Here is a 16,177-nt window from a genome sequence, read left to right as displayed (position 1 = left end):
AGATATTGTCAACGACCAACCCGATGTGCTGTACGGTTCGATTGCTTCGTGTGGCAAGATACGACTGAATCTAGTTTGAATACATAATCAGCCAAAACCGAAACGCTCAACAAGAAAATCGGGTTGTTGCCGCTTTTACAGATCTAGAAGTGGCTTCTTCCTGCGAAATACTGATACCCTGATAGTTTACAAGTGGAGATTGTCGCGTAGATTTAAACTTACTTTCTCTTTCTGGTATGCGCTGGCTGTTCTTCTGCTTACTTGTCTCAACTCAGTTGGCACGGGCGCAACGTCCTTTCTATGTCCGTCATCTTACTACTGCCGACGGACTTTCTCAGGGGTCTTGTTACTACATCATAAAAGATTCACGTGGCTTTATGTGGATCAGTACGCAGAACGGGCTTAATCGTTTTGACGGTACTCAATTTACCGCTTACCGTTTTAACGATCAGGATTCGACGACGATTGGCAAGGGTGAGGTTCGGGGCATTGTCGAAGCACCTTCCGGCGACTTATGGATAGGCACTGAAGAATGCCTGAATCAATACATCCGGCGAACGAATACTTTCCGACGAATCTACGCTACGGATCGGCAGGGACGACGACTGTCCGCTCTCCAGGAACCATTCTTTGCCGATGATTCGACCGTTTGGTACGCCAGTAATCAGGAAGGGATTATGAAGTTGAATTACCGTACCGGGCGTAAAACGAGTATTCATCCGTCTGTGAAACCCAAGTTTAGCATCAGCACTGAATGGATCGATCTACAACCCACTCAAAAAACGCTGATCTACCTCTTGCCCACCGGATTTGCCCGCTACAACTACCAGACTCACGAACTCAAAACATTCCTGACGGGCAGCCCCACCGATCAGCCTATCCAGAACAAACGCGCATCTCCTTCCACGAAAGGAATTTTATTTCACTCGATTCACCGTTGTCACGTCCGAGGGCCTCACTACGGCAACTACTGCCTGGCTGGCGCACAGGGAATTTTTGAGTTTGATGCCACCCTTACCCGACTAATTCGCCATCATCCTTTGCGGTCAGGTACTTCACTGTATCGCTTTGTCAGCATGGACGAAGACGCGCAGGGTCGCTGGTGGTTAGGCGCTTCCGGATCGGGAGTATGGCTCTACAACCCCGACTCGATGCGCTTGCTACGAGAAATAACTCCTGGTGGACCGAAGGTAGGTGCGCTGCTAACCAATCAAGTAGCGGAAGTGTACGTCGATAACCTGGGGTTGGTCTGGACTAACAGTGATCCGTTTGGTATTGACGTCATATATCCCAATGCGTACATGGTCGAAACGATCGCTGATGATCCGACGGATACCACCGATCTGAATAATCACCCGATCCGAGGTATGAGCGAAGATCAGCGTGGTACTATCTGGATCGGCACTATCGACGGCGGTATCCGTTATTACAACTCTACTACGGGTTCCATGAAGGCTTACACCGCAAAGCAGGGCGTCACCACCGAGGGCAATGTTCGGCACATCCTACGCACGCGCGATGGACGGTTGTTGGTTGCTAATTTACAGGGTCTGCTTCAGTATGGTCCCAAAAAGGACCGGTTCGTTGATATTCCTAATCCCCTCTGCAACGACTCTGACTGTCAATTCGCGCGGGGACTTTGCGAACTGCCCGATGGCCGGTTTGTGATGGCAACTTATGGCGGCTTGTTTCTGCTCAGTCCCAACCTTAAGCCTCTTGCCCGCGTCGATGCTGATGGAACCTACTTTGGTTCTCTGTATTTTGATCCGGCAACCAATCTGCTGTATACAGCCCGTCGTGATCAGGATCTGGTTGTTTACCGCTATGAGCACGATCAGTTGGTGCGGCAGTACATAACCTTGCCGGGTTATAACATTATGGCCTTTTACCCGGACACCGTTCGTCGGTGTTTATGGCTTTGTACCGACCGTGGATTAGTTCGCTTTGATCCAATCACCCGAAAAGCGGTTCATACTTATACTGTGCGTGACGGCTTACCCGACGACGTAGTGTACTGTTTGCTACCCGACCGTAAAGGGCGATTCTGGCTCAGTACAAACAACGGACTGGCTAAATTTTTTCCGAATGAAGGAATAGCCAGTCCGGTCGTCTCAACGAAAGGGCGGGAATACAACAGCCATGCTGCCCTAATTGGCTCAGACGGTACGTTCTATTTTGGTGGCGTACACGGTTTGGATCGATTTACGCCCGACCAACTGGATAGCTACAAAGCCAGCGTACCCGTACGCATCGTGCGCTTTGAGGTCAATGATCAGCCGTATCAAACTGATACATTCGTTGGGGAAACGCAGGTCCTAAACCTTTCCCATAAGCAAAACACTTTTTCAATCGGACTAGCGGCACTGGATTACTTGAGTCAGGGCAAAAGTCAATTTTCATACCGGTTGTCGGAAGTCGATGAGGATTGGGTGCCACTCGTTGACGCCAACCAGGTACGATACGCGGATCTGTCGCCCGGCGACTACGTTTTTCAGGTACGAGCCATCGATGCACGCGGACAGCCGACACCGATCACCCGGTTGCAGATCAATATCAAGCCTCCCTTTTGGTTACGGTGGTGGTTCTGGTTATCCAGTGGATTCCTCATCGCCTTGGCTGTCACATACTCGATAACCCGCTACAACCGCCGAAAATTTACTCAGCAACAACGGCTTCTCCAGAATACGCTGGCAACGCAGGAAGCGGAGCGCGGACGTATTGCCCGCGATCTGCATGACGATGTGGGGAATACACTGTCCGCTATTAAAGGCTTATTGGGCCTGGCCCAAGACCGGGTTGCCGTGGCCGCTCAGATACCCGAAGTAGCCAGGGCTTACGCAATGCTGGATAAAGCCAGTAATGACCTCAGACTCATCACCCACGATCTGATGCCCATCGAGTTCGAAAAATATGCGCTACCCGATATTATCTCGCACCTGGTAGACCGGGCAAACCGCTCATCCAACACCACCTTCGAATTTATTCTTTTCGGTGAGATTCATCGGCTAAATCCTGAGCGTGAACTGGTTCTCTACCGAATTATTGCCGAGTTAATTCAGAATGCCTTGAAACACGGTGGCGAAGGGCTCGCTATCGTACAATTGGGTTATCATAGTAAGCAGTTGAATATACTTGTTGAAACTCCACTGGGCGATAATCGACTAAACACTACTTTTTCTAAGCAGGAATCAGCAGGAATCGGTCAAAAAAACATAACTTATCGGGCCGAGTACTTGCAGGCCGTGTTAAGCACCGACAGCAATGCTCAGAGTTACACTGTCATGCTCGACGTTCCTTATGATGCAGCCGCCGGATCAGCCTCCCATTAACGTCTTGATTATTGATGACCATCGTCTGTTCAACGATGGCTTAAACCTGATGCTGGCTGACGACCCTGTTATTACGGTCGTGGGCCAGATTTACCACAGCCGCGAAGCCATTGCCCAGGTGTTACAACGTCGTCCGGATGTGCTGATCATTGATTTCAATATGCCCGAAATTGATGGCCTCGATCTCACTCGTCAACTCACAGCGACTCTTGGACCGCAACGCATTCTAGTGTTAAGCATGTACGGCGAGAGTCGGTATATTGACGACTTCCGCAAAGCAGGCGCTTCTGGCTATATGCTAAAAACATCGAGTAAGGAAGAACTGGTGACGGCCATTCGGTCCGTGGCAGCGGGTACCCTTTATTTTGATCCCAAACTCGCCGACGAGAAACAATTCAGCAATCATACCGATGATATTTTTCTGAAAAAATACCGGTTGTCACCCCGCGAAGTAGAGATTATCCGTCATATCAAATCGGGACTGAGTAGCCCCCAAATAGCCGAAAAAATCCACCTGAGCCAGCATACGGTTGATACCCATCGGAAAAACATTCACGCCAAACTCGGCATTAGTACCGTAGCCGATCTGGTACGTTTTGCGATAGAAATGGGCTTGTAGGACACGGGAAATATACCCGGATTTGGGTATTGTCTACCTAATCTATGTGGAGTAGCTTTGCTTAGTTTTTATCCACACCGGTCGGTTACTCAATCTAACAACACGGGTCGTCTTGGTCACGCAGGACGACCATTTTTTGTTAAAAGAATCGGTCAGCTGCTACCCGAAATGTATTGCAGTGCGCTTCAACAATATCCGTCAGGCGGGGTGAATAGCCTCCTCCCATTGACACCGTAATGGGCAGACCAAAATGCATGGCCTGTTCAAACACAAACACATCACGTGTCTTACAACCCTCCCGGCTTACCCCCAACTTACCCAACCGATCCGACGCCAGAATATCCACTCCGGATACGTAGAACAAAAAATCAGGCTGTTCGCGCCGAATCAGTGCAGGTAAGCTATCGTAGAGTGTATTCAGATAGAATTCGTCGGCGGTACCCGTCGCCAGTTCAACATCCAGATCAGACTGTTCTTTCCGGAGCGGATAGTTATCTTTGCCATGCATGCTGAACGTAAATACGCGTGGCTCCTGCTGAAACATCACGGCGGTACCATTGCCCTGGTGCACATCCAGATCGATGACCAGTATTTTTCGGGCCTGATTCGTTTCCAGCAGGTAATGGGCCGCAACCCCAACATCGTTGAGCATACAAAAACCTTCTCCCCGATCCGGGAAAGCATGGTGTGTTCCACCGGCAATGTTCATAGCAACGCCATCCCGGTAAGCAATCTGCGTACAGTCAATCGTTCCCTGCGTAATGATCCATTCGCGCTCGATTAGTTCGGGCGTAAGCGGAAAGCCAATCCGACGCACCATAGCGGGTGCCAGCGTTCCTGTTTTCAGTGCCTCCACGTAGTCCGATGTGTGTACGCCCAAGACCCAGCGGTCGTCAACGGGCGCGGGGGCAAAAAAATTGTTATCCGTACAAGTGCCCTCATAAAGCAACTGTTCGTGGATTAATTCGTACTTAAGCATTGGAAAGCGGTGACCCTCAGGTAATCGAAGCCGATAAACGGGCGAAAAGGCAATTTGAAGCATGTACGTATACGTGTCCCGTTTGATAAGGATACGGCTTACTTAACCCAACATCGATTGATTGTGTTACCAATCCGAGTAGTTTGAGCGTTTCTAGAGTTCATCCAACTTCTATGAAAACAGCTATTATTACCGGGGGTGGTCAGGGAATTGGCCGAGTTGTCACACAGTATTTGCTCACGCATGGCTACCGCGTGGCTATTTGGGAGGCCGATACCGATGCGCTGGCTGAACTCCGCGAAGCGTTTAAAGCCTCTTCAGCCCAAATTCTATTTGTCTCCTGCGACGTGTCCAGCGAAGTAAACGTGCGTAAAGCCGCCGAACAAACCTTCTCGCATTTCGGGCAGATCGACACGTTGATCAACAATGCGGCTATAATGATTGAAAAGTCGCTCGACAAATTAACGCTTGATGAATGGAACCGCGTCATCGGTACGAACCTGACCGGAGCCTTCCTTTGCGCCAAACACGTAGCCCCATACCTGGCCCTACAAAAAGGCAGCATTATCAATATGGGCTCAACACGGGCGTTTCAGTCGGAACCCGACACGTTTCCTTACACAGCCAGCAAAGGAGGTATTCTATCGCTGACTCACGCACTGGCTGTTAGCTTAGGACCCGATATACGCGTCAATGCCATTAGTCCGGGCTGGATTGATGTGTCGGCGTTGAAAAAGAAAGCCAAGGCAAAATCGGAGGAGCTGCGTCCCGAAGACCACGCCCAGCATCCGGCGGGCCGGGTCGGTCAGGCCGATGATATTGCCCGCATGATTCTGTTCCTGATTGCACCGGAAAATAATTTTATTACCGGTCAGAACTTTATAGTGGACGGTGGGATCACCCGGAAGATGATCTACGTGTAAAGAAGGCAAAACATCCTGTACCTTTGTCAGGTTTACACCTTACACTTTTTTTCAGCATCACACCCCATGAATATTGAAGTTGCTACCGCATTCGAAACGGCTCCCCTGGAAGTACTCGACTTACAGGTTGTGCCTAAAACGGCTACGGGAAAATCATTACTTTCTTTACGTCTCCTCTTGCGTAAAGATCGCAAAACAAATCTGCTGCACATTCCCACCTTATCGTGGTTTGATGCCAGTAAGTTACAGCGCTTCTCGCAGGAGTTAGCGTCTGCCCATTATCCTGAAACCTGTCAGGTCGATTTAACCGACGCGGGTATACGCTTAACCGGTTCTGTCCGGCGACTGGCAGGACGTTGGACTACTGGTCGGACTGTTCGGATCGAGCCGCTTTCATCGTCGGCAACTTCGTTCACAGCGTTTACCATTCACGCGTCTCATCACGATATTACAAGCTATGCGGGTAAACTGTACAATCGACTTTGGGAAGTATTTACAAGAGGTTAATTAAGGTTCAGTACGCTCAACTATCCACCGATGTTCTCCGTTGGTAGTTGAGCGTAATTCATTTTATCGCTCAACTATATGGAAAACACGAATCAGGATGCTATGCTGAACGAACAGGGACAAACATTTACTCCCGATACAGGCGGCCCTGTACAAGCACCCGACCAAAGCACAATGCTGAACCAAGAGTATGATCCAACTGATCTATCTGGAGATGCCCATTCGGTGCCGACAACCCCAACCGACGAAGAGGAAGCTGCAACAGGCAACGATGGTATGGGTGCCGTTTCGGGTAGTCCCAACATGGAAGCCGATTATTCTAACTACGGAAACGGTGATACCCTCGGTAACAACGACGGTACGGAAGACGATCCCGAAGAGACCGACTATTCAAACTAGTCTATTTCTGCCTACTATATGGCATAAAAAAGGCCCTTCGTTGGAAGGGCCTTTTTTATTACTTGTCTGGTTAGATACCCGATGTACCACCGATTGGTCCATTGGAGGTGTATCCTGTTCCTGAGTTGGTATAACCAGAGCCGGTCGAAGTCGTGCTACCGTACGAGCTGTCTGAGTAACGCGTACCGTCTGGACTAACCACGCCACCCTGGCTGTAGTCGTCACGATCGTTATCGTTCCGGTACGAATCATTGTCACTTTCCGACGCGGCTCGGCTGTTGATAAACGACTCTGCCAACGCGGTTAGTTTTTTGTCCGTATTTTTCTCTTCGTCCAGCGTCTGTTCAAGCAGTCGAGCGGCTTCAGTATAGCCAAGCACCTGTGCCAACGTAACAGCAGAACCGTACGCAGCGATTTCGTGGTGCTCGATTTTCTGACCGGCGATGATCAGACCAGCGTCACGTGTCAGCGAACCGGATTCGGTATTTGATACGACCAACTGTGCGTCGTCGGCCAATCCGTCAATCGCAGCACACGCTCCTTCTTCTACATCAACTCCGATGCTGTTGAAGACTTGCTCCAGTCGAGTCACCTGATTCCGGGTTTCGTCCTGGTGTTGCAGGAAGGCACTGCGTACTTCGTCAGTCGTAGATGCATCAGCTTGTTCGCCTAGCGCGTCCACGGCTTGCTTTTCAGCATAATATATGTTTTTTAGTTCGGTAACGAACAGGCCATGAAGACCTTCTTGTGTGGCTGAATCATTACCTCCAAAGAAATTAGCGATGCGTTCTCCAAACGTTGCCATAATGCTACTGGTTTTAAGGTTAGTTAGTTTATTGTTTTGTCCCTCAATGTACCAATTCCATGCCAACCGCTGATAGTCTGCAACTTACCTATTTGAAGGTGATACAATTGTTTCTATTTTTCCACAAGTTCTGTAGAGTATAGATACAATAGTGCAACAATGTGCCCGCCAAGCCTATGCCAAGCAGCGCGAAGGATTAACAGTAAAGTAACACCACGTAACTATCGGTTTATTTTAGCAGGGTCATCACTGCTTCATCACCGACAACAGCAGAATTGGGCTGAGGAAAAGCATCGTTAAACACCCGCAGAGCGTTTGGATCGAGTAATGTATTCCGCTTTTCGTCAATCTGACCGTCTTTCAGCACTCGGTTTAGGTCTAGTTTCAGGTGCTTTGCCAGGAACCGATAAGCAGCCATGCGCTTGCTAGGGCCATAATCATGTCCTTCGTCCGGTAAGTGGACGTTTTCGAGTTTGTCCGTAGCCCCGTAGAATTCGTAGATAGTACGGATGTATGGGAACTCGACAGTAGGCGTATTTTTTGTCCAGTCTTTTCCGTCCGATACCAGCAGCATAGGGCGCGGGGCGGCCAACCCGGCAATTTCTACATTGCTGGTCTGGTGTGTAGGACGCTTGTGAATGGGCATACCACTCTCGCAGACGCAACCGCCGAAAAAATGCGCGGAGACCATCACAACCGGTACAGAAACCTTTACCCTCGAATCAAGCGCCGTGAGCAAAAACGTTTGTGTTCCTCCACCCGATTCACCAGATACACCGATCCGGTCTGTGTCGACTTCGGGTAAACTGGTTAGAAAATCCAGGGCGCGTAATCCGTTCAGCGTTTGTAGCTTCAGCGCCTTTGGAATCTTATGCGAACACTGTTTTGAATCACCATAGCCGAGCATGTCGTAGATAAATACCACGGCTCCCATCCGGGCCAGCGTCGCACACCGTTGCTGCGCCTGCTCCAAAAACCGGGCGTCTTGGTTGGCTGTGTGTCCGTGTGGGCACAGAACACCCGCCGATTTGCCCGTAGCCTTAAGGGGCCGATACAAATTGCCCGTCACGTAAATGCCCGGTAAGCTTTCGAACGCTACGTTTTCGACCGTATACCCATCCATCTTCCTGAGGCTGTGGCGAATCGGACGAAGGGGTGCAAACAAAGGTTTCGTTGGCAAGTCCATTCCCTCCCGAAGTCCCTGGCGAATTTGGTGGGAACGCGCTTCCCAACTTGTTCGGTCGTGGTAGGTACTGGCAAACGTTCGTAAAGCCTCCGCTCCCTGCGCTTCGGTATAATAAGCGCCCTGGCATAAGTCAGGGCGATCGGGATTTGGCTGGGCGCTAAGTTGCCAAGCCCACGTAAGACTAATCAGTGTGGTAAGAATTCGGATGTACATACGTGATTTAGGTATAGTCATTGCCAAACTAAAGTGGTGTCAGGTTCTCAAACCTGACACCACAAATTGCTTTGATCTCGTGATGTCGGGTTTGAGAACCCGACATCCCAGAAGATTGACAGCGCTACTGTCCTGCTTTTTCGATCTCGGCTAATGTCCAGGCTTTAGTTCGTCCATTTGTTTCCTGCCGAATCTTTTTGACGTCTTCGGGTTGAACGAAGGGTTTGAAGTTGCGTCGTTTGAGCACATCCAGCGGAATTCCTTCTGCGTTCGTAGGCCGTGGCCCTGCGGGTGGCGGACTAGGCGGGAAATTGCCGGTGTAGCCAAACTCGTAGCGGATGTAGCTCAGTACGGAGGCTATCCATTCGTCGTCATTGGCCCCCATCGACGGCATAACGTCCGGGTAGTTTTTGTCGTCAACCGGCCCTTGCAGACCGTGGAGCAGAATTTTGATCACGTCTTCTTTTTCGCCGACAATGCGCTTGGAACCGAACAACGGTGGTGCAACCATACTGCTCCCACCAATGGCCATCCCTTTGCCATCCGGTCCGTGGCAGGTAGCGCAGAGTGTTTTAAATGTATTGGCTCCCGCCATCACCAGTTTACGGTCGGCGGCCTCAAGACGGCCAAGCCGCAAACCATACGTCTTTACATCGTCATTCTTAAGCAGACTTTTCTTTGCACTAACGAGCATTTCGTTGCTGGTACTCTGCTCCACAATGTCACTGGCTAGCGTCTTGGCTTTTGCCGACGTGCTGGTATGCGTCGACAAAATGATTTGGGTACGAACGTCGTAGCTTGGGTCATTTTTAAGTTCGTTCAGCTTCTCCAATACCTGCTCGTCGTTTTGCTTTACGTACCGCTCACCAATCCAGACAGCGGCTCGTCTAAGCTGCGGGTCGCTGTCTTTCATCATGGTAAACAGAATATCTTTATCGATTGCGTCTAACCCTTCCAGCGTCCACAAAGCGTGGAGTCGTCCCAACACCGAAGGTTTCTGGTTGAGAGAGCCTTGCTGCCCGACGGCGATCTGTTTCAGAACGGGCACGATTGATTTGTCGCCTGCGATTACGAGTTGCTTTTGTGCATTGTCGCGCCACCAGCCATTCGGATGATCGAGGTACGTAACCAGCTTAGCAACGGACTCATCGAGCATGTGCGGCTGGGGACCCGGTTTCATGCCATCATAGACCAGTCGGTAGATACGTCCGTGCTGAATATTTTTATCCAGTCCTAACCGCTGAATCTGTGGGCGCAAGTAACTGCCCTTTGGCGTCCACTGCGACTCCTGAATGATGCCCCGGTTCATGTCTACGATGTACAGACAGCCATCGGGGCCCGTGTACGTGTTGACCGGACGGAAGTTCATGTCGGTCGAGGCAATAAATTCCTGCTGTTTATACGCGTTCTCTAATCGTAGTTTTCCGTTCGTGTTAATGACCTTAGCCCGTCGGATGATTCGGGCAACGGGTTCGCCAACCAAGTAGTCGCCAACCAGATCAGCCGGGAGTTTATCGCCCCGAAAAATGGATTGACCGTTGCTGGCCGTGAAATGGTTGAGCGTACTATCGGGGAGCCGTAGCCGACGCAACCCACCCTGAATGTCGGGCGTGGCCATAATCGGCCATACCGCGCTGAACTCTTCATTGTATTGGTCTGGAAACTCAAGACCGCCGTACGCGGGATTGATCTGAAAACCGGATGCGGGAACCTCAGCGCCCGCCCGCGAAAAGAACAGACGTCCATAGTTATCGTGCGTAAGTCCCCACTGCCCGTTTGAGCCGCTCGGCATCGTATCCGCTTTTAGCATACCGTTCGTGTACCGAAACCGTACCGGATCGACGGTTACGTAAATCCAGTTGTCCAGGTTCCAGTCCAGACCGCTTCGCTGGTGTTCCAGATTGCCGGGTGCTTTTTTCCCGAGCTGAAAAACGGTCTTTTTCGCATCGGCAACGCCGTCGCCGTTGGTATCTTTATAGCTATGAATGTCGTAGGTGTCGGTTTCGTTGACCAGCAATTCGTGACCAACGCACAGGATCATTCTCGGCAACAGCAGCTTATCGATGAACACCGAACTTTTGTCCATTTTTCCGTCATTGTCCGTGTCTTCCAGCAGCATGATCCGGCTTACCGGCGTATGCTCGTTAGAGCCGTCCACGTCCTGCATGTAGGTGTCCATCTCCGCTACATACATTCGGGCATTTCCGTCCCAGGCAATAGCAACGGGCTCTTTGATCATCGGATCACTGGCGACCAACTCCATGTGGTAGCCTTTGGGCACTCGAAACGAGCGAAGGCTTTGTTCGGGCGTTAACTGCGTGGGCGACGGATTGGCCGTAAAAGCCGGTACGGTATCTACTTGCTGCGCGGTCGATTCGGTAGCCGTGGTGGCGGTTTTCTGGGCTACCCGGCACGTTACTGCCAGCATCGACAAAGCAATCAGACCTACTGTTGAGAGCTTACTTTTCATGAGTATAGGTTTAGCGTATACCCAAAAGAAAACTCTCGTACGCTCTTACTGCTACTTCGTCAATAAGCCGTCGAGCGATTTCCGAGACCGCCGGAAGCGCGTGACTATGAGGATGCTGACGGCCACAACCAAGCTAGCCGCCGAGAAAAGTAAGTACGGTATCTGGCTGAACGGTACCGTGATTCCCTGCGACTCGAAGGCCCAGTATTTAAGTACTTCTTTTTGCAGCTCGTTCTTACCTGTTACAGCAAACGACTCGTCGTAATGGATTCTTCGGCCCGCTTTATTTCCATCGATTTGAATCGAGAGCGTTTGCTGGTCATCGCTGATGCGCGTTCTCAAGGTTGACGAGGTAGGCCCCTGGGCCATTGACAGGGAGCTGACGAGTAGCAGCAAACAACACAGTTTCATTTTCATGGGTACGTACAATTTATTCGCTGCGTAGACTTTTCACCGGATTCATCAATGCCGCCTTAACGCTATGAATACTTATTGTTGCCAGCGCAATGAGCACAGCCCCAAGACCAACCAGAACGAAAACCCACACGCTTATGGCAACGTGCTCCGTGTAATTAGTAAGCCAGGACTGCATACCCAGCCAGGCTATCGGTGTAGAAATAGCCAACGCAATGATCACCAGCTTGACAAAATCCTGCGAGAGTACCACAATCAGGCTGGGGATGCTGGCTCCCATCACTTTCCGGATGCCGATTTCCTTGGTTCGCTGCTCAATCGCCATCAGGGCTATAGCGAACAACCCCAGACAGGACAATAGGATGGCAATGCCCGAGGCCAGGCTGAACAGCCGGGAAAGCATTTCTTCATTCTGATACCACGCATCCACGTTTTCGTCCAGGAACGAGCCCATAAATTCGGCCTGCGGAGCGACTTCGTTCCAGACGCTTTTCAGTTTATCCATTGCCACCGCCAAACTCGACTCCGACACGCGAACAAAAATGTAGTGAATGGGCTCCGAATGCGAAACGTGCATCATAATCGGGTTCTTTTCGTCAGCAACCGAATACAGGTGAAAGTCAGCAACGACGCCTATAATCTGCGACTTGGCCCCCGTCGTGTCTTCATCATCCCGGAAATAAGTTCCGACGGGATTAGTCTCTCCAAGTTGCTTGGCCAAACTTTCCGTAACGACCACCCGATCCACGGAGTCGGCGGCATAAGCCCGGTTAAAATCCCGACCCGATAGCATCCTGATGTTCAACGTTTTGACATAATCGTAGTCAACCAGCAGCCAATCCGTAGCGATCTTTTTGCCTTTGTAGGTAAATCCAATCGTTGACCGCGAACTGACACGATCTTTTCCCTGCCCCAAATTGACGCCCGTACCAGTAACCGCCAGCACAGCCGGGTCGGTAGCCAGTTTGTTTCGCAAGCGTTGTAACACCTGACGCCCATTGACCTGATTGCCAACCGGAATGCTGATCACCTGTTCTTTCTGAAAGCCGAGTGGCCTTGTTCGCAGATAATCAACTTGCTGAGCGGCAATGATGGTACAGCAAGCCAGCAGACAGGACATGGCAAACTGGGTAACGATGAGTGAGTTCCGCAAGATGCCGGGACGTTTCATGGAGATTTTTCCTTTCAGTACCTCCACTGCGTTGAACTTGGTCATTTGCCAAGCCGGGTAACCGCCCGCTACCAACGCTACCAGAATAAAAACGCTCAGCATCAGCGCGACAAAACCCGGTTGAAGCAGGTAATCGAACGACAGTCGGGAGTCGAACGTAGCGTTAAATTGCGGGAAAAGCAGGTAAGTAAGCAGCAGACCAACCAGAAAGCCGATCAGACAAATCAAGGTAGCCTCTCCGCCGATCTGCACAAAAAGTTGATTTTTCAGCGCGCCTAACGACTTACGCACGCCCACCTCACGAGCGCGGGTAAACGACCGGGCAATGTTCAGGTTGATGAAGTTGATACAGGCAATCAACAGAATAAAAAAAGCGATGCCTAACAGCACATAAACAACGGCTATTGGTGCTCCTCGCCCGTTCGATATGTCACGGTCAAAATGAACGTTGGTTAGTTTTTGCAGCCGAACAGCCATTATATCGCCCCGTTGGTCGGGCTTGGCTCCCTTCTTGACAAGCTCTTCCAGATTGCCCGGAAAGTATTTTTGCGTAAACGGCTTCAATCGCTCCTCCAACGTAGTTGGATCAACGCGGGCGGGCAATTTGACGAATACGGGATGAAAAAAAGCGCTCCAATTTTCTTTTTCGGTTTGGTAGCTGGGTGCGTTCTCCACCCGGACCAACGCATCGTACCGAATCGATGAATTGTAAGGTGCATCACGGATCACACCGCTGACAATGTATTGTTTAACGGTGTTGTCACTACCGACTTTTACGGGCTTACCAATGGGATCTTCGGTACCGAAGGCTGCCCTGGCCATGCTTTCGCTGAGCACGATACTACTCAGGTTATTGAGCGCGTTTGCCCGATTGCCTTTGATGAGTGGAAACGAAAAGATTTTCAAAAAATCGGGATCGGTCATCGAGACCAGCTTGTCGAAATACCTGCCCTTCACTTCGACCAGACTCTTCCGACCTGTTACCAGCCGGGTGGCGGCTTCAATTTCTGGATAATCGGCTTTCAGGGCGGGCATCAGCGGCAGCGGCAAAGTACCCGTCCTGCTCACTTTTTGGGGGTCATTCGAAAAAAGATACGCCTGAAAAATCCGGTCGCTGTCCTGATGAAACTGATCAAACGTCAGTTGCAGGTAGGCCGTCAGAAACAGAAAGGAACAGATGCAGAAGGCAACGGACAGTCCAACCACATTGATAGCCGCGTAGCCTTTACTCTTCCAAAGAGTACGGAAGGCGATTTTCAAATAATTGCGTAGCATATCGGGGCTTACTAAAAGAGGTCTTGGGTAATCACTTGCTTTGTGCTGAGAGTGGATCGATCTATTGCTTATGTTGTTAGCCGTCGTTAAGGAATCGGGTAGCGTCGTTTTTTGCGTTAAAAGTTGGACAGCCCGTTGCCGAATGAAGTAGGGACGAACAAACTTGATCACTTCGAGCAGATAATCCTGTCGCGCCTTTTGCTCGCCAACCGCTATTACCTGATCGGCAAACTGCTCGTGCAGATCACCTAGCAGTTCTTCCAGCAGTTCGGGCGGGCACACCCATTTAAGTAAGCGATCGGCCCAGGCCGGAGGAGTTGGCAGCTTATCATCCATAATCTACGTCAGCGAAGGGTTAGGAATAGAATCCCACAGTTGATTGCGTACATTGCGCATCTCACTCAGCGTTTCCTTACCCGCCGATGTGATCGTAAACAGGCGCTTTCGGCGTCCTCCCCGAGTGGTGGTTGCCCCACCCAATTCCGAACCTACAAACCCTTTTTCCTCCAGCCGATACAAGGCAATGTGTACGCCACTAAGGCTGATTGTTCGACTGGTACGCAATTTCAATTCAGCGGCAATTGTAACGCCATACGCATCGCCTTGCAACACCGCTACGGTCAGTAAAACCAACTCTTCAAATTCACCTAAGTACGGTCTTCCCATCGGGTCAAACGGCTACGTCTGCATTTACTTATACTTTGCTAAACAAATGCCTTGCCAAAGTACGAATAGTGCTTCTAGGTGTTCAGAGCGGCCATTTGCCCGATTTCTGCCGTTCATAGCTTGTCCACAAACGGACAGTTTCCGTACGCTTCTGGACAGCTACCAATATGAATGACAGCGAAGTATTTCGACAGTTTACAGCACGCTTTAGGTTCCGTGCTTTTCGGTTCATTCCACGCAGATGGTCACCGACAACAATTAGTTTTAGAGAAACCAGCTAAACTATTCGTCAGAAACCCACATCTTGCGTTTAGTGACTATCAGGTCACGATTTCCTGATGGCAAGCAGCGATGAAAAGAACGCTTTATTTGGTTTGGCTTTTAACGGCTATTAATTGCTCGACAAAAAAACAATCGCCCCCGCAGACCCCCACGGATAGTGTTCAGACGACAATCGATTCGGGTCCGATACGGACCAGGGAGACGCTGCCCGAAAAACAGCCTACAAAAAATGCGCTGACCGCCGGGGCTGGTACATGGCATTACGAACGAACAACAGACAACACGAATAATCCGGTCTACAAAGCGTCGGTTGTTTCGTCCAACGTGCTTGACTTTGCTTTTCCTTATGCCGGTGGCTCGGTCGGCACCTTGACCATTCGCAAGCGCAGCACAGGCACAACGGTTTACCTGGAAGTATCGAAAGGTCAGTTTAACCGAAGTTTTCAGGGGGGAAACGCCCAAATTCGTTTTGACAACGGATCGCCAGTTTCGTACTTCTTTTCGGGAGCCGAAAACGGTAGGGCCAATATCATTTTCTTCGATGCCGAGCAAAAATTGATTCGTCAGCTAAAAACGGCCAAAGAGATGGTCGTCACTATTGGGTTCAACAGCCAGGGTACGCACCAGGTTAAATTCAGGGTAGCTGGCCTGCGCTGGGATCACTAGACGCTTTTTCTGTACCACTATGTTCTCAAAATCGGTAGCACAGACATAATTTAAACAAAAAACCCTGAAAACAATGTTTTCAGGGTTCTTGCGCAACATCGTTGCTCGTTAGTGACCGATACGGGAATCGAACCCGTGTTACCGCCGTGAAAGGGCGATGTCCTAACCGCTAGACGAATCGGCCATCTTGTGTCCAAGACCCAACTTTTTGCGTTACCGCTACTTCGTTGTCGAATCGTGATGCAAAAGTAGGGCTATATTTTGATAATGCAA

13 protein-coding genes and 1 tRNA gene are annotated in these 16,177 nt (G+C 50.4%); 6 read left to right on the top strand and 8 right to left on the bottom strand.

The window, feature by feature from the left end; all coding sequences use genetic code 11:
- Nucleotides 1-236: 236 nt before the first annotated feature.
- The gene (locus LQ777_RS07925; RefSeq protein ID WP_232561981.1) at nt 237-3,329 is read left to right on the top strand and encodes a ligand-binding sensor domain-containing protein; all 3,093 of its coding nucleotides are present in this window, start codon (nt 237-239) and stop codon (nt 3,327-3,329) included.
- Entirely contained in the window at nt 3,298-3,948 is a 651-nt protein-coding gene (locus LQ777_RS07920; protein WP_232561980.1) for a response regulator, read from the top strand. The genes LQ777_RS07925 and LQ777_RS07920 overlap by 32 nt, the downstream gene beginning before the upstream one ends.
- Nucleotides 3,949-4,087: 139 nt before the next feature.
- Here the strand turns inward: LQ777_RS07920 and LQ777_RS07915 are convergent, their stop codons facing one another.
- Nucleotides 4,088-4,990, bottom strand: coding sequence for a histone deacetylase family protein (locus LQ777_RS07915; protein WP_232561979.1), 903 nt, complete (start codon nt 4,988-4,990; stop codon nt 4,088-4,090).
- Between the two features lie 110 nt (nt 4,991-5,100).
- Between LQ777_RS07915 and LQ777_RS07910 the strand changes: the two genes are divergently transcribed.
- The 3 genes from LQ777_RS07910 to LQ777_RS07900 all read left to right on the top strand — a co-directional run bounded on the left by LQ777_RS07910 (nt 5,101) and on the right by LQ777_RS07900 (nt 6,756).
- Nucleotides 5,101-5,850: an SDR family oxidoreductase gene (locus LQ777_RS07910; protein WP_232561978.1), complete on the top strand. Its 750-nt coding sequence runs from the start codon at nt 5,101-5,103 to the stop codon at nt 5,848-5,850.
- Between the two features lie 66 nt (nt 5,851-5,916).
- The gene (locus LQ777_RS07905; protein ID WP_232561977.1) at nt 5,917-6,357 is read left to right on the top strand and encodes a hypothetical protein; all 441 of its coding nucleotides are present in this window, start codon (nt 5,917-5,919) and stop codon (nt 6,355-6,357) included.
- Between the two features lie 78 nt (nt 6,358-6,435).
- Nucleotides 6,436-6,756, top strand: a complete 321-nt coding sequence (locus LQ777_RS07900) for a hypothetical protein (RefSeq protein WP_232561976.1) — start codon at nt 6,436-6,438, stop codon at nt 6,754-6,756.
- Nucleotides 6,757-6,826: 70 nt separating this feature from the next.
- Here LQ777_RS07900 and LQ777_RS07895 read toward each other — a convergent pair whose 3' ends face one another.
- The 6 genes from LQ777_RS07895 to LQ777_RS07870 all read right to left on the bottom strand — a co-directional run bounded on the left by LQ777_RS07895 (nt 6,827) and on the right by LQ777_RS07870 (nt 14,956).
- Entirely contained in the window at nt 6,827-7,561 is a 735-nt protein-coding gene (locus LQ777_RS07895) for a YciE/YciF ferroxidase family protein (protein ID WP_232561975.1), read from the bottom strand.
- A 229-nt stretch (nt 7,562-7,790) separates the two neighbouring features.
- Entirely contained in the window at nt 7,791-8,960 is a 1,170-nt protein-coding gene (locus LQ777_RS07890) for an alpha/beta hydrolase family protein (protein ID WP_232561974.1), read from the bottom strand.
- Nucleotides 8,961-9,084: 124 nt separating this feature from the next.
- Nucleotides 9,085-11,430 (bottom strand): DUF7133 domain-containing protein, encoded by a 2,346-nt coding sequence (locus LQ777_RS07885; RefSeq protein WP_232561973.1) that lies wholly within the window; start codon nt 11,428-11,430, stop codon nt 9,085-9,087.
- Nucleotides 11,431-11,481: 51 nt separating this feature from the next.
- Nucleotides 11,482-11,847, bottom strand: coding sequence for a hypothetical protein (locus tag LQ777_RS07880; RefSeq protein ID WP_232561972.1), 366 nt, complete (start codon nt 11,845-11,847; stop codon nt 11,482-11,484).
- 13 nt (nt 11,848-11,860) lie between these two features.
- A complete protein-coding gene (locus LQ777_RS07875; RefSeq protein WP_232561971.1) occupies nt 11,861-14,626 on the bottom strand; it encodes an ABC transporter permease in 2,766 nt (921 codons plus the stop codon).
- Between the two features lie 3 nt (nt 14,627-14,629).
- Nucleotides 14,630-14,956 (bottom strand): PadR family transcriptional regulator, encoded by a 327-nt coding sequence (locus LQ777_RS07870; protein WP_232561970.1) that lies wholly within the window; start codon nt 14,954-14,956, stop codon nt 14,630-14,632.
- 351 nt (nt 14,957-15,307) lie between these two features.
- Here LQ777_RS07870 and LQ777_RS07865 point away from each other — a divergent pair, with 351 nt between their 5' ends.
- Nucleotides 15,308-15,904 (top strand): hypothetical protein, encoded by a 597-nt coding sequence (locus LQ777_RS07865; RefSeq protein WP_232561969.1) that lies wholly within the window; start codon nt 15,308-15,310, stop codon nt 15,902-15,904.
- A 112-nt stretch (nt 15,905-16,016) separates the two neighbouring features.
- Here the strand turns inward: LQ777_RS07865 and LQ777_RS07860 are convergent.
- Nucleotides 16,017-16,088: transfer RNA gene (locus LQ777_RS07860), tRNA-Glu, on the bottom strand.
- Nucleotides 16,089-16,177: the final 89 nt, after the last annotated feature.

Source organism: Spirosoma oryzicola (assembly GCF_021233055.1).
In the GTDB taxonomy this organism is placed as follows: Bacteria; Bacteroidota; Bacteroidia; order Cytophagales; family Spirosomataceae; genus Spirosoma; species Spirosoma oryzicola.
The sequence above is the reverse complement of the archived record's forward strand: the minus strand, read 5'-3'. Positions and strand labels throughout refer to the sequence as shown.